Source organism: Serratia sp. LTN-2, assembly GCF_059740205.1.
In genome coordinates this window covers 70,281-96,927 of sequence record NZ_JCAXDO010000002.1, presented here as the reverse complement: position 1 = coordinate 96,927, position 26,647 = coordinate 70,281, and the positions used below count along the sequence as shown (strand labels likewise).

Annotated in this window: 22 protein-coding genes; 10 read left to right on the top strand and 12 right to left on the bottom strand. The window is 59.2% G+C overall.

The window, feature by feature from the left end; genetic code table 11:
* Positions 1-14 precede the first annotated feature (14 nt).
* Entirely contained in the window at positions 15-1,715 is a 1,701-nt protein-coding gene (locus AC6BYQ_RS04240; RefSeq protein WP_154746877.1) for a GGDEF domain-containing protein, read from the bottom strand.
* Positions 1,716-2,051: 336 nt separating this feature from the next.
* Here AC6BYQ_RS04240 and pepN point away from each other — a divergent pair, with 336 nt between their 5' ends.
* Positions 2,052-4,670 carry an aminopeptidase N gene (gene pepN, locus AC6BYQ_RS04235; protein WP_019454522.1) on the top strand — a complete coding sequence of 873 codons (2,619 nt, stop codon included), beginning with the start codon at positions 2,052-2,054 and terminating at the stop codon, positions 4,668-4,670.
* 55 nt (positions 4,671-4,725) lie between these two features.
* On the opposite strand, the gene ssuB is transcribed toward pepN, so the two are convergent.
* The 5 genes from ssuB to ssuE are packed head-to-tail and all read right to left on the bottom strand — an operon-like array spanning position 4,726 to position 9,042.
* Positions 4,726-5,499, bottom strand: a complete 774-nt coding sequence (gene ssuB, locus AC6BYQ_RS04230; protein WP_019454521.1) for an aliphatic sulfonates ABC transporter ATP-binding protein — start codon at positions 5,497-5,499, stop codon at positions 4,726-4,728.
* The gene (gene ssuC, locus AC6BYQ_RS04225) at positions 5,496-6,290 is read right to left on the bottom strand and encodes an aliphatic sulfonate ABC transporter permease SsuC (RefSeq protein ID WP_019454520.1); all 795 of its coding nucleotides are present in this window, start codon (positions 6,288-6,290) and stop codon (positions 5,496-5,498) included. The genes ssuB and ssuC overlap by 4 nt, the downstream gene beginning before the upstream one ends.
* A gap of 11 nt (positions 6,291-6,301) precedes the next feature.
* Positions 6,302-7,450 (bottom strand): FMNH2-dependent alkanesulfonate monooxygenase, encoded by a 1,149-nt coding sequence (gene ssuD / locus AC6BYQ_RS04220; protein WP_063919138.1) that lies wholly within the window; start codon positions 7,448-7,450, stop codon positions 6,302-6,304.
* A gap of 20 nt (positions 7,451-7,470) precedes the next feature.
* Complete coding sequence (locus AC6BYQ_RS04215; protein ID WP_498056354.1) at positions 7,471-8,439, bottom strand: sulfonate ABC transporter substrate-binding protein; 969 nt, start codon at positions 8,437-8,439, stop codon at positions 7,471-7,473.
* 24 nt (positions 8,440-8,463) lie between these two features.
* Positions 8,464-9,042: an NADPH-dependent FMN reductase gene (ssuE, locus tag AC6BYQ_RS04210; RefSeq protein WP_019454517.1), complete on the bottom strand. Its 579-nt coding sequence runs from the start codon at positions 9,040-9,042 to the stop codon at positions 8,464-8,466.
* 258 nt (positions 9,043-9,300) lie between these two features.
* On the opposite strand from ssuE, the gene pyrD reads away from it, so the two are divergent.
* Both pyrD and AC6BYQ_RS04200 read left to right on the top strand, forming a co-directional pair.
* Positions 9,301-10,311 (top strand): quinone-dependent dihydroorotate dehydrogenase, encoded by a 1,011-nt coding sequence (gene pyrD, locus AC6BYQ_RS04205; RefSeq protein ID WP_019454516.1) that lies wholly within the window; start codon positions 9,301-9,303, stop codon positions 10,309-10,311.
* Positions 10,312-10,487: 176 nt separating this feature from the next.
* On the top strand, positions 10,488-11,036 hold the full coding sequence (locus tag AC6BYQ_RS04200) for a cell division protein ZapC (RefSeq protein ID WP_004928171.1): 549 nt from the start codon (positions 10,488-10,490) through the stop codon (positions 11,034-11,036).
* 6 nt (positions 11,037-11,042) lie between these two features.
* On the opposite strand, the gene AC6BYQ_RS04195 is transcribed toward AC6BYQ_RS04200, so the two are convergent.
* Positions 11,043-12,146, bottom strand: a complete 1,104-nt coding sequence (locus tag AC6BYQ_RS04195) for a YcbX family protein (RefSeq protein ID WP_025159671.1) — start codon at positions 12,144-12,146, stop codon at positions 11,043-11,045.
* 103 nt (positions 12,147-12,249) lie between these two features.
* On the opposite strand from AC6BYQ_RS04195, the gene rlmKL reads away from it, so the two are divergent.
* The 6 genes from rlmKL to rmf all read left to right on the top strand — a co-directional run bounded on the left by rlmKL (position 12,250) and on the right by rmf (position 20,307).
* A complete protein-coding gene (rlmKL, locus tag AC6BYQ_RS04190) occupies positions 12,250-14,376 on the top strand; it encodes a bifunctional 23S rRNA (guanine(2069)-N(7))-methyltransferase RlmK/23S rRNA (guanine(2445)-N(2))-methyltransferase RlmL (protein ID WP_197667436.1) in 2,127 nt (708 codons plus the stop codon).
* A 5-nt stretch (positions 14,377-14,381) separates the two neighbouring features.
* The gene (locus AC6BYQ_RS04185; protein ID WP_498056353.1) at positions 14,382-16,286 is read left to right on the top strand and encodes an ABC transporter ATP-binding protein; all 1,905 of its coding nucleotides are present in this window, start codon (positions 14,382-14,384) and stop codon (positions 16,284-16,286) included.
* Positions 16,287-16,359: 73 nt separating this feature from the next.
* Positions 16,360-17,676: a membrane integrity-associated transporter subunit PqiA gene (pqiA, locus tag AC6BYQ_RS04180; RefSeq protein WP_019454512.1), complete on the top strand. Its 1,317-nt coding sequence runs from the start codon at positions 16,360-16,362 to the stop codon at positions 17,674-17,676.
* Positions 17,663-19,309, top strand: a complete 1,647-nt coding sequence (gene pqiB / locus AC6BYQ_RS04175; RefSeq protein ID WP_019454511.1) for an intermembrane transport protein PqiB — start codon at positions 17,663-17,665, stop codon at positions 19,307-19,309. The genes pqiA and pqiB overlap by 14 nt, the downstream gene beginning before the upstream one ends.
* Positions 19,306-19,866 (top strand): membrane integrity-associated transporter subunit PqiC, encoded by a 561-nt coding sequence (pqiC, locus tag AC6BYQ_RS04170; RefSeq protein ID WP_019454510.1) that lies wholly within the window; start codon positions 19,306-19,308, stop codon positions 19,864-19,866. Before pqiB ends, pqiC begins: the two co-directional genes overlap by 4 nt.
* Positions 19,867-20,136: 270 nt before the next feature.
* Entirely contained in the window at positions 20,137-20,307 is a 171-nt protein-coding gene (gene rmf, locus AC6BYQ_RS04165) for a ribosome modulation factor (protein WP_004928150.1), read from the top strand.
* Between the two features lie 63 nt (positions 20,308-20,370).
* Here the strand turns inward: rmf and fabF are convergent, their stop codons facing one another.
* The 4 genes from fabF to AC6BYQ_RS04145 form a co-directional block, all read right to left on the bottom strand.
* Positions 20,371-21,648 (bottom strand): beta-ketoacyl-ACP synthase II, encoded by a 1,278-nt coding sequence (fabF, locus tag AC6BYQ_RS04160; RefSeq protein WP_019454509.1) that lies wholly within the window; start codon positions 21,646-21,648, stop codon positions 20,371-20,373.
* Positions 21,645-22,172, bottom strand: coding sequence for a winged helix-turn-helix transcriptional regulator (locus AC6BYQ_RS04155; RefSeq protein ID WP_154746882.1), 528 nt, complete (start codon positions 22,170-22,172; stop codon positions 21,645-21,647). Before AC6BYQ_RS04155 ends, fabF begins: the two co-directional genes overlap by 4 nt.
* 285 nt (positions 22,173-22,457) lie before the next feature.
* A complete protein-coding gene (gene fabA / locus AC6BYQ_RS04150; protein ID WP_019454507.1) occupies positions 22,458-22,976 on the bottom strand; it encodes a bifunctional 3-hydroxydecanoyl-ACP dehydratase/trans-2-decenoyl-ACP isomerase in 519 nt (172 codons plus the stop codon).
* Between the two features lie 68 nt (positions 22,977-23,044).
* Positions 23,045-24,793 (bottom strand): AAA family ATPase, encoded by a 1,749-nt coding sequence (locus AC6BYQ_RS04145; protein ID WP_025159668.1) that lies wholly within the window; start codon positions 24,791-24,793, stop codon positions 23,045-23,047.
* 210 nt (positions 24,794-25,003) lie between these two features.
* Between AC6BYQ_RS04145 and matP the strand changes: the two genes are divergently transcribed.
* A complete protein-coding gene (gene matP, locus AC6BYQ_RS04140; RefSeq protein WP_019454505.1) occupies positions 25,004-25,462 on the top strand; it encodes a macrodomain Ter protein MatP in 459 nt (152 codons plus the stop codon).
* 106 nt (positions 25,463-25,568) lie between these two features.
* On the opposite strand, the gene ompA is transcribed toward matP, so the two are convergent.
* Complete coding sequence (gene ompA / locus AC6BYQ_RS04135) at positions 25,569-26,633, bottom strand: porin OmpA (protein ID WP_498056592.1); 1,065 nt, start codon at positions 26,631-26,633, stop codon at positions 25,569-25,571.
* Positions 26,634-26,647: the final 14 nt, after the last annotated feature.

Genomic DNA, 26,647 nt, shown 5'->3' with positions numbered 1-26,647 from the left:
TTTTAAACAACAAATCAGATAAACCCGGCCAGGGTATGCACGCTGACCCGATCCTTGCCGTTCTTTTTGCAAAAATAGAGCGCTTCGTCTGCCTGTTTGATCGCCGCCTGCAGCGCGCTGAACGCGCTGACCGGCGCAATGCCGCAACTGGTGGTGAAACGCACCTGCCGTCCGTCGGCCAGATTTAACGTCAGTCCATGGGTGCGCGCGCGCAACTGTTCCATGATGTCCCGCGCATTGTCCAACGAACAGCTGCCCAGCAGCACCGCGAACTCTTCACCGCCGTAGCGGCAGAAAATGTCGCTGGCGCGGAACGCGCGCTGCAACAAGTGGCCGAACTCCACCAGCACCCGATCCCCGACGTCGTGGCCATAGCAGTCGTTGAGCTGTTTGAAATTGTCGATATCGATCAGGCAAAAGGCCTGCGGATAGCTGCCGGCACCCAATAGCTGACATTCGAGGAAGAATTTACGGCGGTTATAAATGTTAGTGAGCGGATCGAGGAAGGAAGAGGCCTCGAGCTCTTTAATCAGCAGCTGTTTCTCGCTCTCCAGCGAGACCTTGTCCAGCTGATATTGTCTGAGTTGCTGAATGGCGTCGCTGATGGCGATCAGCTCCCGGCTGTAGAAAGCCTCATTGCGATCGATATTCATCTCGCCGCGCGACAATCGCACGATATTGTTGTGGGTCTTGGTCAACCAGCGGTTGATGCTGGTGCAAAATACCAGCGCCGGCAAGATAAACAGCAGCACCACCAGACCGGCCAGCGCGATCATGCCGTAAATGGTGGTCTGGCTGTCATAAATTTTGTGACGCGAAGCGACGGTTTCCAGCTCGAAACTGCGTTGATACAGCGCCTGCGAAAGCCCGCTCAGCTCGTCGACATAATGCGAAATAAGCGCCGCGGGATAGGGTTTTTGGGTATTGATGGCGGTATACAGTCCATCGGTAATCTGCTTGAGGCGCTCGGCGGACACCTCGGTGAGCAATTGGTTGACGAGGTCGGTGGTTTGCACGTCGTCGTAGTTGATCTTCATGAAGATCAATCGGGTGCTCAGCGCGTTCAGTACGCCGGTCAGCTGGATGGACTTCAGGTAGGCGTCTTTGCGATCGAGCGGGCTGACATTGACGTCGATAATCTGATCGCTTAACTCCGTCAGTGACATATTCAGCCGATTGTTGAGGCGGATGGCCTCGAGAAACATAAAGGAATCGGTATCCACCATCCGGGTATCGTAGGTGTAGCGATAATAGCTCTTGCTGGTTTGCGAGATGTAATAGGCGCTGTTGATGTTGAACAGATTGGCGTTGGCGTTGTTGACCTGCGAAAGCTGCAGATTGTCGTTATCCAGCAGCTGTTCCAGCAGGCCGATCATCGACAGCGCGGCGATTTTTTGCCGCACCCCGAGCTGTTTGGCGACCGCATCGTTCAGGTGTTCGCGGATCCGGGCGATTTTCTCGCGCGCTGCCCGATCGGCGGCCAGACATTGCGCGCGGGTGATTTGCGGATCGATCAGGCTCAATCGCTTGAGGCGGTGGGCCTGCAGAGATGCCTGAAAGGCCTCGGAGATTTCTTTGGCGCGATCGATCTTATACAGGTTGAGCTGGTTATCACGGTATTCGGTATGGGCTTCGAGCAGCTCCTCGACAATGAACAGCGAGAAGGAAGTCATCAGGCACAGGGTGAAAAAATAGATTGCGTATTTAATCTTCATAATGCGAGCCATCCCTGAACCTGATTCAGCAATTATACCATCATGCCGCCGGCACCGCCTTAACTATGCCGGGGCGCACCGATGGCCTCTTTTTAGCATTTAATGCTGAATTTTATTTAGCCACTGGTCACCCACTCCTGCGCCCGGTGGGCGATTTATGACTTGCTTCTGATTTCTCTATCGCGAACGCCCGGCGACTCTGGGCTTTTCAGCCAGCTGTGATACAGTTTATTCACAATCAGGTCCGCCGGGCGCCGCAGGTGAATATACCGGCTGCGGCGCGGTTGAGAAGAGCGGCTTGGCTCCTATAACTCACTGAGACGTTTAAGGGTTTTTATGACACAACAGCCACAGGCAAAATATCGCCACGATTATCGCGCGCCCGATTACACCACGACCGATATCGACTTGGACTTCAGTCTGGACGCGGAAAACACGCGCGTGACCGCCGTCAGCAAAATCAAACGTCAGGGCGCGGCCGGCGCACCGTTGGTGCTGGATGGCGAGGATCTGACGCTGGTGAGCATTGAGGTCGACGGCCAACCGTGGGGCGCCTATCGTCAGCAGGATAACCAGCTGATCATCGAGGATTTGCCGGCACAATTCACTCTTACCATCGTCAACGATATTCATCCGGCGAAAAACACCGCGCTGGAAGGGCTGTACCTGTCCGGCGATGCGCTGTGCACGCAGTGCGAAGCCGAAGGCTTCCACCATATTACCTACTATCAGGATCGCCCGGACGTGCTGGCGCGTTTTACCACCCGCATCGTGGCCGACAAGGCGCGCTATCCGTTCCTGCTGTCCAACGGCAACCGCATCGGCCAGGGCGAATTGGCCGATGGCCGCCACTGGGTGCAATGGCAGGATCCGTTCCCGAAACCTTGTTACCTGTTTGCGCTGGTGGCGGGGGATTTCGACGTACTGCGCGACAGCTTCACCACCCGTTCCGGCCGTAAGGTGGCGCTGGAGCTGTTCGTCGATCGCGGCAACCTGGATCGCGCCGACTGGGCGATGACCTCGCTGAAGAACTCGATGAAGTGGGACGAGACCCGCTTCGGCCTGGAATACGATCTCGACATCTATATGATCGTGGCGGTCGACTTCTTCAATATGGGCGCGATGGAGAACAAAGGGTTAAATATCTTTAACTCCAAGTATGTGCTGGCCAAGGCGGAAACCGCCACCGACAAGGATTATCTGAACATCGAAGCGGTGATCGGCCATGAATACTTCCACAACTGGACTGGCAACCGCGTCACCTGCCGCGACTGGTTCCAGCTCAGCCTGAAAGAGGGGCTGACGGTGTTCCGCGATCAGGAGTTCAGTTCCGATCTGGGATCGCGCTCGGTCAACCGCATCGACAACGTGCGCGTGATGCGCGGCGCGCAGTTCGCCGAAGACGCGAGCCCGATGGCGCACGCCATTCGTCCGGACAAAGTGATCGAAATGAACAACTTCTACACCCTGACGGTGTATGAAAAGGGTTCCGAAGTGATCCGCATGATGCACACCCTGTTGGGAGAAGCGAATTTCCAGAAAGGGATGCAGCTCTATTTTGAGCGCCACGACGGCAGCGCCGCCACCTGCGACGACTTCGTGCAGGCGATGGAGGATGCATCCAACGTCGATCTGTCGCGCTTCCGCCGTTGGTATAGCCAGTCCGGTACGCCGCTGTTGACGGTGCGCGACGAGTACGACGCACAAACCCAACAATATCGCCTGCATGTCAGCCAGAAAACCGCACCGACCGCCGATCAGCCGGAGAAGCTGCCGCTGCACATCCCGCTGGATATCGAATTGTACGACAGCGAAGGCAACGTCATTGCGCTGCAGAAGGGCGGTCTGCCGGTCAACAACGTGCTGAACGTCACCGAAGCGGAGCAGACTTTCGTGTTCGACGGCGTGGCGCACAAGCCGGTGCCGTCGCTGCTGCGCGAATTCTCCGCGCCGGTGAAGCTGGACTATCCGTACAGCGATCAGCAGCTGACCTTCCTGATGCAGCACGCGCGCAATGAATTTGCGCGTTGGGATGCGGCGCAGAGCCTGCTCGCGACCTATATCAAGCTGAACGTGGCGCGGCACCAGCAGAAACAGCCGTTGTCGCTGCCGCTGCATGTGGCCGACGCGTTCCGTGCGGTGTTGCTGGACGAGAAGTTGGATCCGGCGCTGGCGGCGCAGATCCTGACGCTGCCGTCGGAGAACGAGATCGCCGAGCTGTTCGCCACCATCGATCCGGAAGCGATCGCTGCAGTGCACGAAGCGATCGTTCGCTGCCTGGCGCGGGAACTGGCCGATGAGTGGCTGGCGGTGTACCACGCCAACAAGACCGACGGCTACCGCGTGGAGCACGCCGAGATCGCCAAGCGCGCCTTGCGCAATGTTTGTCTGGGCTATCTGGCGTTTGGCGAAGATGCGGCGCTGGCGGATCAACTGGTGAGCGAACAGTATCGTCAGGCGGATAACATGACCGACTCGCTGGCGGCGCTGTCCGCCGCGGTCGCGGCCCAGTTGCCGTGCCGCGATGCGCTGTTGGCGGCGTTCGACGAACGCTGGCATCAGGATGGTCTGGTGATGGACAAATGGTTCGTGCTGCAGGGCGGCAGCCCGTCGGCGGACGTGCTGAGCAAGGTGCGTGCGCTGCTGCAACACCGCTCGTTCAGCCTGAGCAACCCGAACCGCACTCGTTCATTGATCGGCGGTTTCGCTTCCGGCAACCCGGCGGCGTTCCACGCTGCGGACGGCAGCGGCTATCAGTTCCTGGCGGAGATCCTGAGCGATCTCAACCAGCGCAACCCGCAGATCGCCGCGCGTCTGATCGAACCGCTGATTCGCTTGAAGCGTTACGATGCCGGCCGCCAGGCGCTGATGCGTAAGGCGCTGGAACAGCTGAAAGGGTTGGAAAACCTGTCCGGCGATCTGTACGAGAAGATCAGCAAGGCGCTCGACGCCTGATTTTTTCGCGCTAGAGACATCAAGGGACGGCCTGGGCCGTCCCTTTTTCATTCATTCAATTCGCCGCCCGGCGCGCGGCGTCCGTCGCGGCAGGCGGCGATAGTACCCGTTCCAGCACTTCGGCCTCCAGTTCTGCCAGCCTGGCAGAGCCCTTGCGCCGCGGCCGCGGCAGATCGATGGCGAGATCCAGCCCGATATGCCCCTCTTCGATCAGGATGACCCGATCCGCCAGCGCGATGGCTTCGCTGACGTCGTGCGTGACCAGCAGTACGGTAAAACCGTGCTGTTGCCACAGTGTCTCTATCAGACCTTGCATCTCGATGCGCGTCAGGGCATCCAGCGCTCCGAGCGGTTCATCCAGCAGCAGCAGGCGGGGGCGGTGGATCAGCGCGCGCGCCAGGGCGACCCGCTGCTTTTGTCCGCCGGATAGCGCCGCCGGCCAGTCGCCGGCGCGATCCGCCAAACCGACCGCGGCCAGCGCCTCCAGCGCCGCGTCGCGCCAGTGGCCGCGCAGCCCCAGCCCTACGTTGTCGATCACCGTTTTCCATGGCAGCAGGCGCGCATCCTGAAACATCAGCCGGGTATCCTCTTTGGCGGCGGCGAGCGGCGCGTTGCCGCTGAGCAAAGCGCCGCTGCTGGCCTGTTCCAGGCCGGCCAACAGGCGCAGCAACGTGCTCTTGCCGCAGCCGCTGCGGCCGACCACCGCCACGAACTGCCCGGCGGAAATGCGCAGCTGAATATTGTCCAGCACCGTGCGGTTGCCGTAACGTTTGCCGATGGACTCCAGCGTCACCGGCGTGCCTTGCGCAAGGCGAGCGGGAAGGGTCATAGCGCTTCTCCCTGTTTCAGTTGATAGGCCGGATGCCAGCGTAGCCAAACGCGTTCCAGCAGTTGCGCACCCACGTCCGCCAGCTTGCCGAGCAGGGCGTACAGCACGATCGCCACCACCACCACGTCGGTTTGCAGGAATTCGCGGGCGTTCATCGCCAGATAACCGATGCCTGAGTTGGCCGAGATGGTTTCGGCGACGATCAGCGTCAGCCACATGAAGCCGAGGGCGAAACGCACGCCGACCATGATCGACGGCAGTGCGCCCGGCAGCACCACCTGTGTGAACAAGCGGAAGCCGCTCAGGCCATAGCTGCGCGCCATCTCCAGCAGGCCGCGATCGATGTTTTTGATGCCGTGATAGGTATTGAGATAGATAGGAAACAGCGTGCCGAGCGCCACCAGAAAGATCTTGGCGGATTCATCGATGCCGAACCACAGGATCACCAGCGGGATCAGCGCCAGATGCGGCACGTTGCGGATCATTTGCACCGAGCTGTCCAGCAGGCGTTCACCCCAGCGCGACAGGCCGGTAATAAAACCGAGGGTAAGCCCGATGCCGCCGCCGATGGCAAAGCCTAACAACGCGCGCTGGCTGCTGATGCTCAGATGCTGCCACAGTTCGCCGCTTTTGCTCAGGCTCCAGAAGGCGGTCAGTACTGCGCTCGGCGCCGGCAAAATGCGGTTGGACAGCCAGCCGGTTTCGACGGCGATTTGCCAGATGATCACCAGCGCCAGCGGCAGCGCCCAAGGGGCCAGCCGGTACAGGATGCGTTGTGCGTTATTTGCCATCGGGGCGCTCCTCAACTCTGCGACACTTTTTGCGGAACATAAATGTTGGCTACCACTTCGCCCTGTGGACGCACCGGCTGAAGACGCGCGGGCGTTTCCTCCTGCGCCAGATCGAGGTGTGGGAACAGCAGTTCGCCGACGCGGTAGGCCTCTTCCAGATGCGGATAGCCGGAGAGAATGAAGGTGTCGATGCCCAGATCGGCATATTCCTGCATGCGCGCCGCGACCGTCGGGCCGTCGCCCACCAGCGCGGTGCCAGCGCCGCCGCGTACCAGGCCGATGCCGGCCCACAGGTTCGGGCTGATCTCCAGGTTATCTTTCTTGCCGCCGTGCAGCGCCGCCATGCGCCGTTGGCCGACGGAGTCGAAGCGCGCAAAAGCCTGCTGTGCATTGGCGATGGTTTCTTCATCAAGGTGAGCGATTAGCCGATCGGCCGCGCGCCAGGCCTCTTCGGTGGTTTCCCGCACGATGACATGCAGGCGGATGCCAAAGCGTACCTGGCGGCCTTTCGCCGCCGCCTTGGCGCGAACTTCTTCGATCTTCTCTTTGACCTGCGCCGGCGGCTCTCCCCAGGTGAGGTACAGTTCCACCTGTTCGGCGGCCAGATCCTGCGCGGCGGCGGAAGATCCGCCAAAATAGAGCGGTGGGCGCGGTTGCTGCACCGGTGGGAACAGCAGTTTGGCGCCTTTCACCTGAATATGCTTGCCGTGGAAATCGACGGTTTCGCCTTCCAGCACCCGGCGCCAGATATGGGTGAACTCGGTCGAGGCTTCGTAGCGTTCTTCATGGCTGAGGTGCAATCCCTCTGCCGCCAGCTCTTCCGGATCGCCGCCGGTAACCAGATTGAACAGCGCGCGCCCGTTGGACAGGCGATCCAGCGTTGCCGCCTGGCGCGCCGCCAGCGTAGGGGAGATGATGCCCGGCCGCAGCGCGACCAAAAACTTCAGCCGCTGAGTGACCGGGATCAGCGAGGCGGCCACCAGCCAGGAGTCTTCGCACGAGCGGCCGGTAGGGATCAACACCCCACCGAATCCCAGCCGATCCGCCGCTTGGGCGATCTGCTGCAAATAGCCGTGATCGACGCTGCGTGCGCCCTGTGCGCTGCCGAGGTAGTGGCCGTCGCCGTGGGTGGGTAAAAACCAGAAAACGTTCAGGCTCATCGTCAATGTTCTCCCATTATTTATTGTGCGCTTGGGCGCCAGATGCGTTGCGAGATATCGACCTTCACCGGCACCAGTCGGTTTGCGTAAAACAGGTCGGCGGTTTGTTGCTGTGCGGCGATGGTATGCGCATCGAGCGGTGTGATGGCGGTCGGTGGGCGGTGATCCAGATAGCTGGCGATCACCGGCTCCGGCAGCCCCATGGCGTTGGCCAGCAGGGTCACGCTTTGCGCCCGGTCGCTGCGGGTCAGCGCATCGGCCTGGGTCAGCACCGTCAAGACCTGGCTGATAAAGGCGCCATTAGCTTCGACATACGGCCGCGCCGCCAAATAGAAGGAACCGGTCTGATTCAGATCGGTGCCGTCGCCGAGCACCCGGACGCCGCCCTGCAGCAGCGCGGCGGAATAATAAGGATCCCAAATGGCCCAGGCATCGACATTGCCCTGTTGGAAGGCGGCACGCGCATCGGCGGGCGTCAGGTAAGCGGGCTGGATGTCGGTAAATTTCAGGCCGGCCTTTTGCAGCGATCGCAGCAGCAGGTTGTGCGAGCTGGATCCTTTCTGGAAGGCGACCTTATGGCCTTTCAGATCGGCGACGGTTTTGATCGGGCTGTTTTCCGGCACCAGGATCACTTCCGCTTTGGGTTTAGGTGGCTCAACGCCGACATACAGCAGATCCGCCCCGGCGGCCTGCGCGAAGATCGGCGGAATATCGCCGGTGCTGCCCAGATCGATGCTGCCGACGTTCAGGGCTTCCAGCATCTGTGGGCCGGCGGGAAATTCGATCCAGCTGATGCGGGTGGCGGGGAAACGCTCCTCCAGCAGCCGGTGGCTTTTCGCCAGCACCAGGCTGACCGATCCTTTCTGGTAACCGATGCGGAATTGCGCCGGATCCTGCGCGGCGGCGGCGGCGTTGGCCCAGACCAGCGACAGTAGGCCGGTGAAGGCGGCGGCGTTCAGCCAACGGCGCAAAGCGATGCGTTGTTTCATTCAGGCTCTCCTTTTCCAGGCGTTTCAGGCCGTCTGGCGCGTCGCCAGCGGTGAGGCGACGCGCAGCGCAGGTGGTTTGCGGCGGCCAAGCGCCAGGTAGAAGCTGGCCAGCGCCTCTTCCAGCCGGGCGGCGACGGCGTCGGTGAGCGTGGCGCTTTCACCGGTCAGTTGGATCTGGCTGTCGTCGGCGAACACGCCGTGCAACACCTCTTGCGCTTTCAGCGCCGCCAGCACCGGCTTCAGCGCATAGTCCACCGCCAACATGTGGCCGATCGAACCGCCGGTCGCCAGCGGCAGCACCACCTTATGATCCAGTGCGCGCTCCGGCAGCAGATCCAGCAGGGTTTTCAGCGCGCCGGAGAACGACGCCTTATAAACCGGCGTGGAGATCAGCAGGCCGTCGGCCTGCGCCAACTGGTCGGCAAAGGCCTTGATCGCCGGGCTGTTGAAGTTGGCGTACAGCAGATCTTCGGCATCGAAGTCGTGCAGGGTATAAGCCGTCACCTCCACGCCTTGCTGCCGCAGCCAGTTCTGACTCAGCGAGAGCAGTGCGGCGGAACGTGATGGGATGCGTGGGCTACCGGCCAGTGATATAACGCGCATTGCCACTCCTTATAACTAAAAGTTAGGTTTAATTAGAAAATCAATAGGAAGTGTTTTAAACCTACCAGCAACTGGGCGCGTTTTTTAAATCTCATTTTTTGATTTGGATATGCGCAAAAGCGGATTGGCGCCGATTTGGCGGCGAAGAGAGAAAACGATTGCGTAAAAACGGCTTTTTTTGCCTTTAATCAATTCCAATTGGGCGGGGGATACCGGATAATACGCCCCCGGTTTGCAACCGGGAAATCAGGAGAGTCCATGTACTACCCCCTCATCAGGAAAGCGTTGTTCCAGCTCGATCCGGAGCGCGCGCACGAAGTGACCTTTCGTCAGCTCAGCCGTATTACCGGCACCCCATTAGCGTTTCTTGTCCGCCAGTCCGTGCCGACCAAACCGGTCAGCTGCATGGGGCTGTCGTTTAAAAATCCGTTGGGATTGGCCGCCGGTCTGGATAAAAACGGCGAATGCATCGATGCGTTCGGCGCGATGGGCTTCGGCCATGTGGAAGTCGGCACCGTGACGCCGCGTCCGCAGCCGGGCAACGACAAGCCGCGCTTGTTCCGCGTAGTTGAGGCGGAAGGCCTGATCAACCGCATGGGGTTCAATAACCATGGCGTGGACAATCTGGTTGAAAACGTTAAGAAATCCCATTTTGGCGGCATTCTTGGGATCAATATCGGCAAGAATAAAGACACTCCGGTCGAGCAGGGTAAAGACGATTATTTGATCTGCATGGATAAAGTTTATCCGTATGCCGGTTATATCGCGATCAACATCTCTTCACCGAATACGCCGGGGTTACGGTCCTTACAGTATGGCGAAGCGCTGGACGATCTTTTGGCGGCGATTAAAAATAAGCAGCAGGAATTACATGCGCGCCATCACAAATATGTGCCGGTGGCGGTAAAGATCGCGCCGGATCTTTCAGAAGAAGAATTGATCCAAATTGCCGATAGCCTGGTGCGGCATAATATCGATGGCGTGATCGCCACCAATACCACCTTGGATCGAAAATTGATCCAGGGATTGAATTACTGCGAGCAAGCGGGCGGGTTAAGCGGGCGTCCGTTGCAATCACGCAGCACCGAGGTGATTCGTCGTCTCTCCACCGAACTGCAAGGGCGCCTGCCGATTATCGGCGTGGGCGGCATCGATTCGCTGACGGCGGCGCGCGAAAAAATGGAGGCCGGCGCGAGTCTGCTGCAAATTTATTCCGGATTTATCTATCACGGCCCGCGTTTGATTAAAGATATCGTTACCCATATCTAATATTTTTCCTCTCATTTTATTCCGGGGGTTTATTTCTGCCCCCGGCTCGTCTATATTTTGTTCGTTAGCATAAATATCGTTCGCGGAATTATCCGATGTTTAAGCTATTTTATCGATGATAAAATCGCCTTTTAGGGTGAGTGCGGCGTTGGCGTAGGCAGCGAGAAGGATACGAAATGAAGATAAAACCTGACGATAATTGGCGTTGGTATTTTGATGCCGAACACGATCGGCTAATGTTGGATTTAGCTAATGGTATGATCTTTCGTTCACGTTTCCCGGCCAAAATGTTAACGCCGGACGCCTTCGATGAATGCGCTTTTTGCGTGGATGACGCCGCCCTTTATTTCACCTATGAAGAACAGTGCAAACAGGTCAAGCTCAGCCACGAGCAGCGCGCCGAGCTGGTGCTGAATGCGCTGGTCGCCTACCGTTTCCTGAAACCGCTGATGCCGAAAAGCTGGCATTTCTCGCAGCAGCACTATCCGTTGCAGCCGAAAAACGGCGAACTGGCGGCGGTGAAAGTGATGGAAAGCGGCGCGGAAGCGCGCCTGCTGGTGGTGGAGGCCGGGGATAACGCCAGCCTGTGCCTGCTGGCGCAAAATCAGCTGACGGTGGCCGGTCGCACCATGGTTTTGGGCGACGCCATCAAGGTGATGCACGATCGGCTGAAACCCTGCGCGCAGGATGAAAGCGCCGCCCCGGCTTACGACAGGGCGGTGTAAGGCGGATTACGCCAGGGTTAAATCGCTTTTCGGGATGCAGCTGCAGCACAGGATGGTGCCGTTGTCGCCCAACGCGCTTTTCTTCAGGGGCGCGACCTCACCGCTCACCAACGTAATGCGGCAGCTGCCGCAAATCCCGGCGCGACAGGAGTAAGGCACGCGAATGCCTTGCTGCTCCAGCTGTTCGAGCAGGATCTGCTGATTGTTGCCGGTAAATACCTTTCCTTCATAGTCGATAGTGACGCTGTGCGCGCTGTCTTGCGGCGCCTGCACGCTCTCCACCACTTTGCCGGCGCCATACGGGCGCGGCGGTTTGGTCGACAATACTTCCACCGTATCGCCCACGCGAATGATGCCGCTGTTGCGCGCGATCATATTCTGGCCGAAATCGATATCGCCGTTGTCGGCGGTGCGGAATTTTTGCAGCGTGCTCAGCGGTTCGCCGCTCGGATGCTTGCGGCCGCGTTCGGTACTGACGGTAGTCAGCACGCAGCGGCTGCAGGGTTTCACCAGATCGAACATCACGTCGCCGACGCGGATCACCTGCCAGCCGTCTTCGGCCCAGGCGGTTGCGCCGCTCACCACCAGGTTGGGGCGAAACTGCTCCAGCTTGATGCTGCCGGGGCAGCGCTGCTGCAGATCGTTGAACGAGGCCTGGTTAATCAGCAGATAAGGGTAGCCATCGGCAAACGTCAGCGGAATCTCAGGGTGCTTCTTCACCCGGCGGGTCAACTCCGGCCCCAGCCAGCGCAGCTGCACGTCGCGCTGGAAATAGCCGCTCAGCCAGCGGTTGATCTCATCCGGCGCGATCAGCGCGGTGAAATGGTTGCCCCACACCTCGGTCGGCTGCGGCGCGGCGGCGAAGTCGCTGAAGCGAATGGCGGCGCTTTCGCCGTCCGGCGCGGTCAGGAACAGTCCGTCCGGCAACAGCGCCGGCGTGAACAACACCATCTGCGGGTATTGGCGCGCGGTAATAAAGGTGCCGTCCGGCTCGGTGATCATAAAGTTGCGGTCGAAAGCCAGGCCGCTGCTGCCGACCTGGGCGTAAGAAAGCTGCAGACCGCGCAATGATTTAACCGGATGGACGTAGAGTCTGGAAAGCGTAATCACCCTTATCTCCGTGCGATGATTAAATAGAAGGGAGCAACTTTATGACAAGCGGTGCGGATTAGCTATAATGCGCAACAATTTTCTTTTTGGTGATAAGCACGATATGAACTCTCTGTTTGCCAGCACGGCGCGTGGATTGGAAGAACTGTTAAAAAGCGAGCTGGAAGCGCTTGGCGCTCACGACTGCAAAGTGGTGCAGGGTGGGGTACATTTTCAGGGTGACGATCGTCTTCTGTACCAAAGCCTGCTCTGGAGCCGCCTGGCTTCGCGCATTCTGTTGCCGCTGAACGAATTCCGCGTGCACAGCGACCTGGATCTGTACCTCGGGGTGCAGGCGATCGACTGGCCGAGCATTTTTGGCGTGGATAAAACCTTTGCCGTGCATTTCAGCGGCGTGAACGAAGAGATCCGCAACAGCCAGTATGGCGCGCTGAAGGTGAAAGACGCCATCGTCGACAGCTTCACCCGTAAACTGGACCAACGCCCGACGGTCGCCAAGCAGCAGCCGGATATTCGGGTTAACGTCTTCCTGCAACGCGATATGGCCAGCGTGGCCCTCGATCTGAGCGGCGAAGGCCTGCACCAGCGCGGCTATCGCGATCTTACCGGCCAGGCGCCGCTGAAGGAAAACCTGGCGGCCGCCATCGTGCTGCGTTCCGGTTGGCAGCCGGGCACGCCGATGCTCGATCCGATGTGCGGCTCCGGCACGCTGTTGATCGAAGCGGCAATGATCGCCGCCGATCGTGCGCCGGGCCTGCACCGCCAACACTGGGGCTTCAGCGCCTGGAACGGTCACGACGCCGACCTGTGGCGTGAAGTCACCACCGAAGCGCAGGTGCGCGCGCGCCGTGGCCTGCAGGAAACCACTTCTCGCTTCTTCGGCTCCGATATCGATCGTCGGGTGATTGAAATGGCGCGCGGCAACGCCCGCCGCGCCGGCGTCGCCGAGCTGATCACCTTCAACGTCGGTGACGTGGCGCGCTTGACCAATCCGCTGCCGGAAGGCCCGCACGGCACCGTGATCAGCAACCCGCCGTACGGCGAACGTCTGGAAAGCGAACCGGCATTGATCGCGCTGCACAACATGCTGGGTCGCGTGATGAAAAGCGCCTTTGGCGGCTGGCAGCTGTCATTGTTCAGCGCTTCGCCGGAGCTGTTGAGCTGCCTGCAGCTGCGCGCCGAGCGCCAGTTCAAAGCGAAGAACGGCCCGCTGGAGTGCGTGCAGAAAAACTATCAGCTGGCGGCAAACCCGGCCGGCGCCGCTACCGGCGGCGTGCAGGTGGCGGAAGATTTCGCCAACCGTCTGCGCAAGAACTTGAAGAAGCTCGACAAGTGGGCGAAGCAGCAAGGCATTGAATGCTACCGCTTGTACGACGCCGATCTGCCAGAATACAACGTTGCGGTGGATCGCTACGGCAGCAAGGTGGTCGTGCAGGAGTATGCGCCGCCGAAAACCGTCGATGCGCAAAAAGCGCGTCAGCGCCTGTTCGATGTGATCAACGCGACGTTGGCGGTGCTGGAACTGCCGTCGAATCAACTGATCCTGAAAACCCGCGAGCGGCAGAAGGGTAAAAACCAGTACGAGAAACTGGCGCAAAAGGGCGAGTTCCTGTTGGTGGAAGAGTATAACGCCAAGCTGTGGGTCAACCTGACCGACTATCTCGATACCGGCCTGTTCCTCGATCACCGCATCGCGCGCCGCATGCTGGGCGAGATGAGCAACGGCAAAGACTTCCTCAACCTGTTTGCCTATACCGGCACCGCCAGCGTGCACGCCGGGCTGGGCGGCGCGCGCAGCACCACCACGGTGGACATGTCGCGCACCTATCTGGAATGGGCGGAGAAGAACCTGCGCGCCAACGGCCTGACCGGCCGCCAGCATCGGCTGATCCAGGCCGACTGCCTGTCTTGGCTGAGCAACGCCGACGAACAGTTCGACGTGATCTTCATCGATCCGCCGACGTTCTCTAACTCCAAGCGGATGGAGAACACCTTTGACGTGCAGCGCGATCATCTGGCGCTGATGAAAGATTTGAAACGGTTGCTGCGCCGCAACGGGACCATCATGTTCTCGAACAACAAGCGCGGTTTCCAAATGGATATGGCAGGGCTGAGCGCGTTGGGTCTGGAGGCGAAAGAGATCACCGCCAAGACGCTGTCGCAGGATTTTGCCCGTAACCGTCAGATCCACAACTGCTGGCTGGTGACTCACGCCGGCGAAGGAAAATAATTACTATGTCGTTAATCAGCATGTCCGGCGCCTGGCTCTCTTTCAGCGATGCGCCGCTTTTAGACAACACCGAAATTCATATCGAAGACAACGAGCGCGTGTGTCTGGTCGGGCGTAACGGCGCCGGTAAATCCACGCTGCTGAAGATCCTCGGCAAAGAGATCCCGCTGGACGATGGCCGGGTGATCTACGAACAGGATCTGATCGTGGCGCGCTTGCAACAGGATCCGCCGCGCAATATCGGCGGCAGCGTGTTCGATTTCGTGGCGGAAGGCGTCGCGGAGCAGGCGGAACACCTGAAGGCGTATCACGCGATCTCGCACCTGGTGGAAAGCGACCCGAGCGAGAAAAACCTGGCGCGCATGGCGCAAATCATGGAGATCCTCGATCACCAGGGGCTGTGGCAGCTCGACAGCCGCATCAGCGAAGTGCTGCTGCAGCTGGGGCTGAACGGCGACGCCGAACTGTCTTCGCTGTCCGGCGGCTGGCTGCGTAAAGCGGCGCTGGGCCGCGCGCTGGTGAGCTCACCGCGCGTGCTGCTGCTCGACGAACCGACCAACCACCTGGATATCGAAACCATCGACTGGCTGGAAGGCTTCCTGAAAGAGTTTGACGGTAGCATCGTCTTCATCTCGCACGACCGTTCGTTTATCCGCAACATGGCGACGCGCATCGTCGATCTGGATCGCGGCAAGCTGGTCTCCTGGCCGGGCAACTACGATCTGTATCTGCAGAGCAAAGAAGAAGCGCTGCGGGTGGAAGAGCTGCAAAACGCCGAGTTCGACCGCAAGCTGGCGCAGGAAGAGGTCTGGATCCGTCAGGGTATCAAGGCGCGCCGTACCCGCAACGAAGGCCGCGTGCGCGCGCTGAAGGCGCTGCGCGTCGAGCGTTCAGAGCGTCGTGAAGTGATGGGCACCGCCAAGATGCAGGTGGAAGAGGCGACTCGCTCCGGCAAAATCGTGTTCGAGCTGGAAGACGTCAATTATCAGGTCGGCGAGAAAGTGCTGGTGCGCGGTTTCTCCGCTCAGGTGCAACGCGGCGACAAGATTGCGCTGGTGGGGCCTAACGGCTGCGGTAAAACCACGCTGCTGAAACTGATGCTCGGTCAGCTGAAAGCCGACAGCGGCCGCGTGCACTGCGGCACCAAGCTGGAAGTGGCTTATTTCGACCAGCACCGCGCCGATCTCGATCCGGAGCGCACGGTGATGGACAACCTGGCGGAAGGCAAGCAGGAAGTGATGGTCAACGGCCGCCCTCGTCACGTCTTGGGTTATCTGCAGGACTTCCTGTTCCACCCGAAACGCGCGATGACGCCGGTGAAGGCGTTGTCGGGCGGTGAGCGTAACCGTCTGCTGTTGGCTAAGCTGTTTCTGAAACCGAGCAATCTGCTGATCCTCGATGAACCAACCAACGATCTCGACGTCGAAACGCTGGAGCTGCTGGAAGAGCTGATCGACGGCTATCAGGGCACCGTGTTGCTGGTCAGTCACGATCGTCAATTCGTCGACAACTCGGTGACCGAGTGTTGGATCTTCGAAGGCAATGGCGTGATCAACGCCTTCGTCGGCGGCTACTACGATGCGCATCACCAGCGCGCCACGGCGAAACCGATTCGCCAGGCGGCGCCGAGCGCGAGCAAACCGGCGGCGGAGAAGAAGGCCGAACAGCCGAAGAAGGCGGCGGCCAAACTGAGCTACAACCTGCTGCGCGAACTGGAACAGCTGCCGCAGCGGCTCGAACAGCTGGAGGCGGAAATCGAAGCGCTGCAGGCGCAGATGAGCGACGCCGACTTCTTCACGCGGCCGCACAGCGAAACGCAAGAGGTGCTGACTGCGCTGGCTAACGCCGAGCAGGCGCTGGAGCAGGCCTTCGTCCGCTGGGAAGAGCTGGAAGCGATGAAAAACGGCTGACCGTTGCGATACCGCCCGCGCGCTGCTGCGGGCGGTATCGACGTGCCGGTGAGCAACGTTATTGAGGAGGAATATGGTGTGTTCCCACAACAATCATCAGCAGCATAGTCATTCCGCACCGGCGGCGCAGCAGCAGGATAACCTGATACTGTGCCCGCAATGCGACATGCTGGTGGCGCTGCCGCCGCTGGCCTATGGCAGCAAAGCGGTATGCCCGCGCTGCAAAACCACGCTCAGCGCCCGCTGGGACGAGCCGCGCAAGCGGCCGATCGGTTACGCGCTCAGCGCGTTGTTCATGTTGGTGTTGGCCAACATCTTCCCGTTTATCAACATGCGCGTCGCCGGCCTCGGCAACGAGATCCGGCTGATTCAAATTCCGGAAGTCATGGTGGCGGAAGACTACGCCAGCATGGCCACGCTGTTTATGGTGTTCGTGCAGCTGATCCCGGCGTTCTGCATGGTGGCGATCATCCTGCTGTGCGCCAAAGTGCGACTGCCGCTGGGGCTTAAAGAGTGGATGGCCAGGGTGCTGTTCCAGTTCAAGACCTGGTGCATGGTGGAGATTTTCCTCGCCGGGGTGCTGGTCAGCTTCGTCAAGCTGATGGCCTACGGCGATATCGGCATCGGCAGCAGCTTCGTGCCGTATTGCCTGTTCTGTCTGCTGCAGGTTCGCGCCTTCCAGTGCGTGGATCGGCGCTGGCTGTGGCAGGACATCGAGCCGGCGCCGCGTCTCGATCGCCCGCTGACGGTGGGGCGCACCGGCATGCGCCAGGGCGTGCGCTCCTGCGCCTGCTGCACGGCGATCCTGCCGGCCAGTCAGGTGCGCTGCCCGCGCTGCCACACCAAGGGCTACGTGCGTCGCCGCCACAGCCTGCAATGGACGCTGGCGCTGCTCGTAACCTCCATCATGCTGTATATTCCGGCCAACCTGATGCCGATCATGGTGACCGAGGCGCTGGGCAACAAGATGAACTCCACCATCATGGCGGGGGTGATCCTGCTGTGGGGAGACGGTTCTTACCCGGTGGCGATGGTGATTTTCATCGCCAGTATCATGGTGCCGTCGCTGAAAATGCTGGCGATCGGCTGGCTGTGCTGGGACGCCAACGGCAGGAAGAAGCCGCGCGCCGACAGCGAGCGCATGCATCTGATTTATGAAGTGGTCGAATTCGTTGGCCGCTGGTCAATGATCGACGTGTTTGTGATCGCCGTATTGTCGGCGCTGGTGCGAATGGGGCAGTTGATGAGCATTTATCCCGCGACGGGCGCCGTGCTGTTCGCGTTGGTGGTGATCCTCACCATGTTCGCCGCCATGACATTTGATCCCCGGCTGACCTGGGATCGCGCAAGTGAAACAATCAACAAGGAGCCGCAAGGTGACGGAAAATAATCATAGCGTCGCGGACGTTGAGAAGATCAAACGCTGGTCGCCGGTGTGGATCATTCCCATCGTGACCGCGCTGATCGGCGCCTGGATCCTGTTTTACCACTTCAGCCATCAGGGGCCGGTGGTGACGCTGGTCACTACGACGGCGGAAGGGCTGGAAGCGGGTAAAACCAAAATCAAAAGCCGCAGCGTTGACGTCGGCGTGGTGGAAACCGTCACGCTGAGCGATGACCTGAGCAAAGTGATGGTGCAGGCGCGCCTTAATTCCGGCATGGAGAAATTGCTGCGCCAGGACTCCGCCTTTTGGGTGGTGAAGCCGCAGATTGGCCGTGAAGGCGTCTCCGGCTTGGGTACGCTGCTCTCCGGCGCCTATATCGAACTGCAGCCGGGCAGCAAGGGTAAAGACGGCAAAGACAACTATCAGCTGCTCGACGCGCCGCCGCTGGCATCTCCGGACGCCAAAGGGCTGCGCATCGTGCTGGACAGCGAAAAATCGGGCCAGCTTAACGCCGGCGATCCGGTGCTGTTCCGCGGTTATCGCGTCGGGTCGGTGGAGACCAGTTACTTCGATCCTAAAGAGCGCGCCATGCGCTATCAGCTGTTCATCACCGCGCCTTATGACCAACTGGTCACCACCAACGTGCGCTTCTGGAAAGACAGCGGCGTGGCGTTCGACATGTCGGCGCAGGGTATGCGGGTGGAGATGGGGTCGTTGACCACGCTGTTCAGCGGCGGCGTCAGCTTCGATGTGCCGGACGGCTGGGATCGCGGTGAGCAGGCGAAAGAGAAGGCGGAATATCAGCTGTTCGACAACCAGCGCAGCACGCAGGATTCGCTGTATACCGTGCATAAAGACTACCTGCTGTTCTTCTCCGATTCGGTACGCGGCCTGCAGCCGGGTGCGCCGGTCGAGTTCCGTGGCATCCGTTTGGGCACGGTGGCGCAGGTGCCGTTCTATAAAGAGGGCATGGCGCAGCGTCTGGATAACGATTACCGCATTCCGGTGCTGATCCGTATCGAGCCGGATCGTTTCCAGAAACAGCTGGGCGGTAACTTCGATATCGAAGGCCACTTGAAAGACGCCGAGTCCCGCGGCATGCGCGCTTCGATGAAGTCCGCCAACCTGCTGACCGGTTCGCTGTATATCGATCTCGACTTCTATCCGCAGGAGAAGGCGTGGAAAGGGCCGCGTGAGGTCTTCGGTTATCCGCTGATGCCGACCACCAGCGGCGGTCTGGCGCAGATCCAGCAGAAGCTGATGCAGACACTGGACAAGATCAACGCGATGCCGATCAATCCGATGATCAACGAAGCGACCAAAACGCTGGCGGAAAGCCAGAAAACCATGAAGTCGACGCAGCAGACCATGAAGTCGCTGAACGACATCATCGCCAGCAAAGAGATGCAGGCGCTGCCGCAGGATATGCAGAAAACGCTGCTGGAGCTGAACCGCAGCATGAAAGGGTTCCAGCCTGGCTCACCGGCTTACAACAAGATGGTGGGCGACATGCAGCGCCTCGACCAAGTGTTGCGTGAGCTGCAGCCGGTGCTGCGCACCCTGAATGAGAAGAGCAACGCGCTGGTGTTTGAAGCCGCCGGCAGCAATGACCCTCAGCCGAAGAAGGCCACTAAATGATGAAATGGATCCCGGTAGCCCTGGCGCTGTTGCTCAGCGCCTGCAGCAGTTCACCACAGAAGACCTACTATCAGTTGCCGGCGCTGGGCGCGCCGGCGGCGGTCAGCAGCAGCGGCGCCTCCACGCGTCAGCTGTGGCTGGAGCACGTGAGCGTGGCGGATTATCTGGCGCAGAGCGGCGTGGTGTATCAGACCAACGACGTCCAGTATGTGATAGCCCAAAATAACCTGTGGGCCAGCCCGCTCGACCAGCAGCTGCAGCAAACGCTGGTCACCAACCTGAGCAGCGCGCTGCCGGGTTGGGTGGTCTCTTCGCAGCCGATGAGCAGCGATCAGGATGTGCTGAACGTGACCATCAGCGGTTTCCACGGCCGCTTTGACGGTAAAGCGATCATTCGCGGCGAGTGGGTGCTGAACCGCCAGGGGCGTTTGATCAAACGGCCGTTCAGCCTGGAGCTGAAACAGGGTGAGGACGGTTATGACGCCCTGGTGCGCACCCTGGCGCAGGGCTGGCAGCAGGAGGCTCAGGCTATCGCAACACAGATGGGCGGCATTTAGTCATAATTTGGTCTAAAATCATCTAATCCCTGTCGGCGTGAAAAGTCTTTTTTTCTCATCGGCAGGGATTTTTATTTCATTTCAAACAGTTAAATCCTTTCCCTGCAGATCAGCCACTTAGCCTTTTCCGCGTGTGTAGCTCACAAATATGACATTGGCGTGAATTTTGCGCATTGATCTTCTGCTCTTTTAGCGCTATTGATTACTCGTGGCTGCGCAAAAAGCAGCCATTGTTTTCTTTCCACCAGACCAAAATGAGGGAAACGAGGCATGAAGAGACAGAAACGCGATCGTCTGGAAAGGGCGCATTCGAGAGGGTATCAGGCAGGTATTTTAGGGCGTTCCAGGGAACATTGTCCCTACCAATCATCAGTGGACGCCCGGTCTCAATGGCTGGGAGGTTGGCGAGAAGCCATGGAAGACAGGGCTGTGACCGCTTAAGCGGCTCCCTGTCAAATAAAAGGAATAACCTCCGCCCTTTGGCGGAGGTTTTTGTTTCAGCGTTTATTCATCCCGCCAGCGTTTCAGCAAAATACTCGCATTCACGCCGCCAAATCCGAAGCCGTTTGATAAGGCGTAGGTCATGTTCATCGACTCCGCCTGTTTCGCGACCAGGTGCAGGCCTGCCGCCGCCGGATCGGGGTTATCCAGATTCAGCGTCGCGGGGGCTATCTGATCGCGCAGGGCCAGGGCGGTAAAGATGGTTTCCAGCCCGCCAGCGGCGCCAAGCAGGTGCCCGGTCGCTGATTTTGTCGAGGTCACGGCGACAGTCCCGGCGCTGCCAAACAAATGCTTGATGGCGTTGATTTCGCCCAAATCGCCGACGGGGGTCGAGGTTGCGTGCGCGTTTAAGTGCTGAACTTCCTCGGGAGCGACGTTCGCTTGCTTCAACGCGATTTTCATCGCCCGATAGGCGCCGTTGCCGTCTTCAGCGCCGGAGGTCATGTGGTAGGCATCGGCGCTGGTGCCATAACCGACGATTTCCGCGAGCGGCGTGGCGCCGCGCGCCAGCGCGTGTTCCAGCGTTTCAATCACCAGCATGCCGGCGCCTTCCCCCATGACAAACCCGTCCCGGGCGCTGTCGAAGGGCCGGGAGGCCTGGCGCGCCAATTCGGCCGGTGCAGTGGACATGGCGCGCGCGGCGGCGAAGCCGCCCAGACTGACGGTATCTATCGCGGCCTCGGTACCGCCGCATAGCGCAATATCGGCCTCATCATTGCGGATCAGACGCACCGCATCGCCAATGGCCTGCACGCCGGCCGCGCAGGCGGTGACCGGGGCGCCAATCGGGCCTTTGAAGCGGTGCTTGATTGACACATGCCCGGCCGCCAGGTTGACGAGGAAAGAGGGGATGGTGAACGGCGACAGGCGCTTGGCGCCTCGGCTGTCCGTGGTGCGTACCGCTTGGGCAATCGCCGGGAAACCGCCAATGCCCGAGGCAATGACGGTGGCGGTGCGCTCCTGTTTTTCCTCCGTATCGGCTATCCAGCCGGCCTGACGAATGGCTTCGTCGGCCGCCGCGATGGCAAACAGGATAAAGCGATCCATTTTCTTTTGGTCCTTGGGGGCGACGGCAGCGTCGGCGTTGAATCCCGCCTCGGCATCTTGCGCCAGCTCGGGAACCTGTCCTCCCACCTTGACCGGCAGCTCTGCCACGATCTCTTCAGGTAGAGGACGAATACCGGATTCTCCGTTTAACAAACGTTGCCAGATGGTCTCTACGCCGCACCCTAGCGGTGAAACGGCGCCCATGCCGGTAATGACGATACGACGATGGTTCATGATGTCTCCTTGGTCAATTCTGGGAAATTTTCGAGGCGCCGGCGCCGCATCAACTCGGCGCGCTGATGTATGCCGTCGCTGGCCGCCGGCCCTGGCGCCAACGTAATAAACCGTTGCGGCACCGGTTGCTGAGTGTCGTGATTGATCAACTGTACCTCGATCGGTTGATCGGAACGGCTGTCGATCAATTGGGCGCTGATGTCACCGTCGGTCAGATGGCGATTACCCCATTGCGAGAGGGCAGCCAGCACGGGGAGAAAATCGTTGCCGCGCTCGGTGAGCAGATACTGATAGCGCGCCGGCCGCGTTTGATAGAGTTCCTTATGCAGAATGCCGTGGGCGACCAAATCCTTCAGCCGTCGGGCCAGCAGAGTTGGCGACATCCCCAGGCTCTGCTGGAATTCGTCGAATCGGGAGAGCCCTTGAAAGGCGTCGCGCAGAATCAGGATGCTCCACCATTCTCCGACGAGATCCAATGAGCGCGCAACCGGGCAAGGCGCATCGCTAAAACGGGTTTTTTGCATTTGATTCCTTTGCAAGTACATTTATTGTAGTTACTAGGTAGACATATTAGGCGATCTTGAAAGGCAAGCAAACAGCAGGAGGAAAAAAACCGTCAGGGCGATGATAAGGGGCGCGTTTGAGCCGCTGTTGATTTGGCCGCATCAGATAGGAATAGGGCAGAGATAGCGGAGTCAGGGGGTAAAGCAGGCCGTGAGAATTGGGATACTCAGACACTGAAGGCGAAAGTGATAATCCGCCGATTGGCTTGAAAAGAGAAGGCGGTGGCCGCCTTCTCTTCAGCGCGATTAGAACGCTGCGGTATCCTTGAACAGGCCCACTTTCAGATCGGTGGCGGTGTAGATTACTTCACCGTCAACCAGCACTTCACCATCGGCGACGCCCATGATTAACTTGCGGGTGATGACGCGCTTGAAATTAATGCGATAGGTCACTTTCTTCGCGGTTGGCAGCACCTGGCCGGTGAATTTGACTTCACCGACGCCCAGCGCGCGGCCTTTGCCTTCGCCGCCCAGCCAACCGAGGTAGAAGCCGACCAACTGCCACATCGCGTCCAGGCCCAGGCAGCCTGGCATGACCGGATCGCCGATAAAGTGGCAACCGAAGAACCATAGGTCCGGATTAATATCCAGTTCCGCTTCCACATAACCTTTGTTGTGAGTGCCGCCGTCTTCGGTCATCTTGACCACGCGGTCCATCATCAACATGTTACCTGCCGGCAACGGTGGGCCACCGGCGCCAAACAGCTCGCCACGGCCGGATGCTTCGAGGTCTTCTTTCGTATAGGAATCGCGTTTATCTACCATGTTCTCAGTAAGCCTTATTTTAATGAAGGACGCAGGTTAGCTAACACGTGTACGCTGAACAAGTCCGATCAGCCGTGGTTGAACCAGTTGAGCCAGCGCAGCGGCCACGGACGGCGGCGTTCCTGCAGGCTGACCTGCGCAATCCGTTCCTGAATGGCCGCCAACAGATTCGGCTGTTGTTCGTCAGAGTAGAGGCAACCCGTGAGCAAAGGCAAGGCTTCCGCCGCACTTTCGACTGCCCACAGATGGAACTGCCCCTCGCGCACCGCATCGACGATATCTTGACGCAGACACAGGTGGCGCACGTTGGTCACGGGCAATACGACGCCCTGTTTGCCCGTCAGACCGCGACGCAAACAAACCTCGAAGAAACCTTCGACCTTTTCGTTAACGCCGCCTATCGGCTGTACGTTGCCGAATTGGTCGACGGAGCCGGTGACGGCGATCTGTTGAGTGATCGGCTGCTGAGACAGGGCGCTGACCAATGCGCACAGCTCAGCCAGCGAGGCGCTGTCGCCGTCCACTTCACCGTAAGATTGTTCAAAGACGATCGAGGCGGAGAAGGGCAGTTGCTGATCCAGATCCAGCTCGGCGATCAGGAACGCCTGCATGATCATCATGCCTTTCGCGTGCAGGTTGCCGCCCAGTTCGGCTTTGCGCTCGACGTCAGTAAACTCGCCGTCGCCGAGGTGTACAACGCAGCTGATGCGCGACGGTTCGCCGAAGCTGCGCGGATGACCGGGATAATCCAGAACTGACAGCCCGTTGATCTGTCCGACGACTTCACCCTCGGTCTCAATCAGGATCTGGCCCAGTTCGATCTCATCCTGCATACGCTCGGCCAGATAGCTTTCACGCCATTCGCGGGCATTCAACGCCGCTTCAAACGCTTTGGCGGTAATGCGATCCTCTTCGGCATACAGAGCGGCTTCGGACAGCTGCTGACCAAGCCAAACCGGCGAGAGCGGCAGGATGCCCTGGTCGCCACTGTAACGCACCGCCTGGACGATCAGCGGCGACCAGGCGTCGGCCGCCAGCATCGGCAATTGCCGCTCGGCGATCACGCCGTTGACGTAGCCGCACCACTGCGCCATATCATCAACTTCGGTCAGCTGCAGGTCGTCTTCATATTCACCGTAGACCGCTTGTTCACTCAGCTCCGGCTCGATATCGTGGAAATCGGCCAGGCCGTGGCGGTCGCCGACGACGATCAGACGCAGATCCAGCGGCATTGGCGGAATGGCTACCGGCAGCGGGCGGGTTTCGTCGGGTGAAACCCAATGGAACTGGCGCTGGCCGATCATTTGCTTCAGTCGCAGCCATAGCAACGGCTGGGCCAGCAGCGCCCGGGCCGACAGGATCAGAATGCCGCCGTTGGCCTGGTGCACCAGGCCTGGCTGCAGGGTGATGTCACCATTGTGGATCCGCACGCAGCCAAACAGCTGCTCGGGTTCAATCCAATCCTGGAACACGCAAGCGCCGCCGGCGGCGAAAGGTTCATCGCCACGGCTGGCCGGTGCTACGCTGACCTGGCCATCCTGAATGACATAGTGGCTGCCGCGGAATGCGGTATTTTTCGTCAGCAGCGGCTTGACGGCGTTAGCGATCAGCTCCAGGTACTCGCGCGTTTCTTGCGCTTTCAACAGCATAAAGCGCGGCGGCGATTGGGGGTGGCAAAATAGCGTCAGGGCATTTTCCAGCCGAGGCTGAATGGCGGAAAAGGGCACGGGTGCCAACTGAGCGGCGGTATCAAATATCGCCTGATAAGGCGTTACGTCCGGCAATAAAGATTGCCATTCAAGTCGGTTATTGGTCAAAGTGTTAGATGCAATCGTTAAAAAGGGAAAGGGCGATTATACAAGAATAACGGCGGCTTGATACATGCGGAGTGCCAGTTGGCGTCAGGGAGTTTGACATCGCGCGATGACTGTGCAAAAAACAGTCTAAAAGACGGCTTAATTGCCGGGGAAATTCGGCGCAAAGCTGTTATGCTTAGTTGAAGTTACGCGGTCACTGAAGAGCTCAAGATGAAATATCAGCAACTGGAAAATCTGGAGAGCGGTTGGAAATGGAAGTACCTGGTGAAGAAGCACCGGGAAGGGGAACTCATTACCCGCTACATTGAAAACAGCGCTGCTCAGGAAGCGGTTAACGAGCTGCTGAAGCTGGAAAATGAGCCGGTAAAGGTACTTGCATGGATTGCCGCCCATATGAATCCGGAACTGGATAACCGGATGAAGCAAACGATCCGCGCCCGCCGCAAACGTCATTTTAACGCAGAACACCAGCATACGCGTAAAAAATCTATCGATTTGGAGTTTTTGGTTTGGCAACGCCTGGCTGCTTTAGCACGCCGCCGCGGCGTTACGCTGTCGGAAACCGTGGTGCAGCTTATCGAGGATGCTGAACGCAAAGAGAAGTATGCGAACCAGATGTCGTCGTTGAAAGAAGACCTGAAGGCGATTCTCGGCAAAGAGCCCAAGTAAACGGGGCTGAGGGAGGGCCTTCGGTTGCGTCTGGCTTTGAATGCTCGGATAAATTCAAGACGAAAAAAAACCCCGCAATGCGGGGTTTTTTACTAAGCGAGTAAACTTAGCCCTGAGGCTGAGTTACAACGTCTTTGATACCTTTAACTTCGATCTCTACGCGACGATCTGGTGCCAGGCAGTCGATCTGAGCTTTGGTAGCGCGGCCAGCTTTGTAGCCACAGGTGTTGCCTGTAACTGGATCAGCTTTGCCCATGCCACGTGCAGAGATTTTGTCTGACGGGATGCCTTTGGAGACCAGGTAGTCAACAACGCTTTGTGCGCGTTTTTCAGACAGTTTCTGGTTGTACTGAGCAGAACCAACGGCGTCGGTGTAACCCAGAACAACTACGGAACCGTCTTTAGGATCCATGGAGCTCAGCTGGGTGTACAGCTGATCCAGAGCCTGCTGACCTTGTGGCTTCAGAGTTGCTTTGTTGAAGTTGAACAGCACGTCAGACTTCAGAGTGAAACGCTTGGTTTCAACAACTGGAGCCGGAGCTGGAGCTGGAGCAACTGGAGCAACTACGTCATCCTGACCGAAGCGGTAAGAAACGCCCAGGCTCAGCATGGTGTTGTCTGGACGTGCGCCAACGGTACCTGCGTCACCGATGTTGCTTACGAACTGGTAGTCCAGGCGGGTAGCCCAGTTTTTGGTCAGTGCGTATTCAACACCAACAGCAGCCAGCGGAGAAACGCCGGTGTCGTGGTCGCTCAGGCGAGTGCCGTTGCCGTAGTTAGCTTTGGAGTCTGCGCGCCATACCATACCACCCAGACGAGTGTAGATGTCCAGATCGTCAGCAATTGGGTAGCTCAGTTTAGCGGCCAGTTGAACGCCCTGCGCTTTGAAAGCACCGTTGTTCACGCTGCCTTTGTAAGGCATGCGGCCGAGCCAGTCATAGCCCAGTTCGAAGCCCAGGTATTGGTTTGCCTGGTAGCCCAGGAACGCGCCTGCACCCAGCTGATCTTTGTGGGTTGGGCCGTTGCCGATACCGTTCTGGTAACCGTTACCGTAGAAACCAGTGTCGTGGTACTGGGACCAGCCCAGTTTAGCACCGGTGTACCAGGTGTTATCTTTTGGAGCGGCTTGCGCTACGGTAGCGAAACCTGCCAGTGCCACTGCTAATGCGATAGCTGTCTTTTTCA

Bases quoted from the DNA above. Each gene is read 5' to 3' on its own strand.
- AC6BYQ_RS04240 (WP_154746877.1), bottom strand. From the start codon at position 1,715: ATGAAGATTAAATACGCAATCTATTTTTTCACCCTGTGCCTGATGACT.
- pepN (WP_019454522.1), top strand. From the start codon at position 2,052: ATGACACAACAGCCACAGGCAAAATATCGCCACGATTATCGCGCGCCC.
- ssuB (WP_019454521.1), bottom strand. From the start codon at position 5,499: ATGACCCTTCCCGCTCGCCTTGCGCAAGGCACGCCGGTGACGCTGGAG.
- ssuC (WP_019454520.1), bottom strand. From the start codon at position 6,290: ATGGCAAATAACGCACAACGCATCCTGTACCGGCTGGCCCCTTGGGCG.
- ssuD (WP_063919138.1), bottom strand. From the start codon at position 7,450: ATGAGCCTGAACGTTTTCTGGTTTTTACCCACCCACGGCGACGGCCAC.
- AC6BYQ_RS04215 (WP_498056354.1), bottom strand. From the start codon at position 8,439: ATGAAACAACGCATCGCTTTGCGCCGTTGGCTGAACGCCGCCGCCTTC.
- ssuE (WP_019454517.1), bottom strand. From the start codon at position 9,042: ATGCGCGTTATATCACTGGCCGGTAGCCCACGCATCCCATCACGTTCC.
- pyrD (WP_019454516.1), top strand. From the start codon at position 9,301: ATGTACTACCCCCTCATCAGGAAAGCGTTGTTCCAGCTCGATCCGGAG.
- AC6BYQ_RS04200 (WP_004928171.1), top strand. From the start codon at position 10,488: ATGAAGATAAAACCTGACGATAATTGGCGTTGGTATTTTGATGCCGAA.
- rlmKL (WP_197667436.1), top strand. From the start codon at position 12,250: ATGAACTCTCTGTTTGCCAGCACGGCGCGTGGATTGGAAGAACTGTTA.
- AC6BYQ_RS04185 (WP_498056353.1), top strand. From the start codon at position 14,382: ATGTCGTTAATCAGCATGTCCGGCGCCTGGCTCTCTTTCAGCGATGCG.
- pqiA (WP_019454512.1), top strand. From the start codon at position 16,360: ATGGTGTGTTCCCACAACAATCATCAGCAGCATAGTCATTCCGCACCG.
- pqiC (WP_019454510.1), top strand. From the start codon at position 19,306: ATGATGAAATGGATCCCGGTAGCCCTGGCGCTGTTGCTCAGCGCCTGC.
- rmf (WP_004928150.1), top strand. From the start codon at position 20,137: ATGAAGAGACAGAAACGCGATCGTCTGGAAAGGGCGCATTCGAGAGGG.
- fabF (WP_019454509.1), bottom strand. From the start codon at position 21,648: ATGAACCATCGTCGTATCGTCATTACCGGCATGGGCGCCGTTTCACCG.
- AC6BYQ_RS04155 (WP_154746882.1), bottom strand. From the start codon at position 22,172: ATGCAAAAAACCCGTTTTAGCGATGCGCCTTGCCCGGTTGCGCGCTCA.
- fabA (WP_019454507.1), bottom strand. From the start codon at position 22,976: ATGGTAGATAAACGCGATTCCTATACGAAAGAAGACCTCGAAGCATCC.
- matP (WP_019454505.1), top strand. From the start codon at position 25,004: ATGAAATATCAGCAACTGGAAAATCTGGAGAGCGGTTGGAAATGGAAG.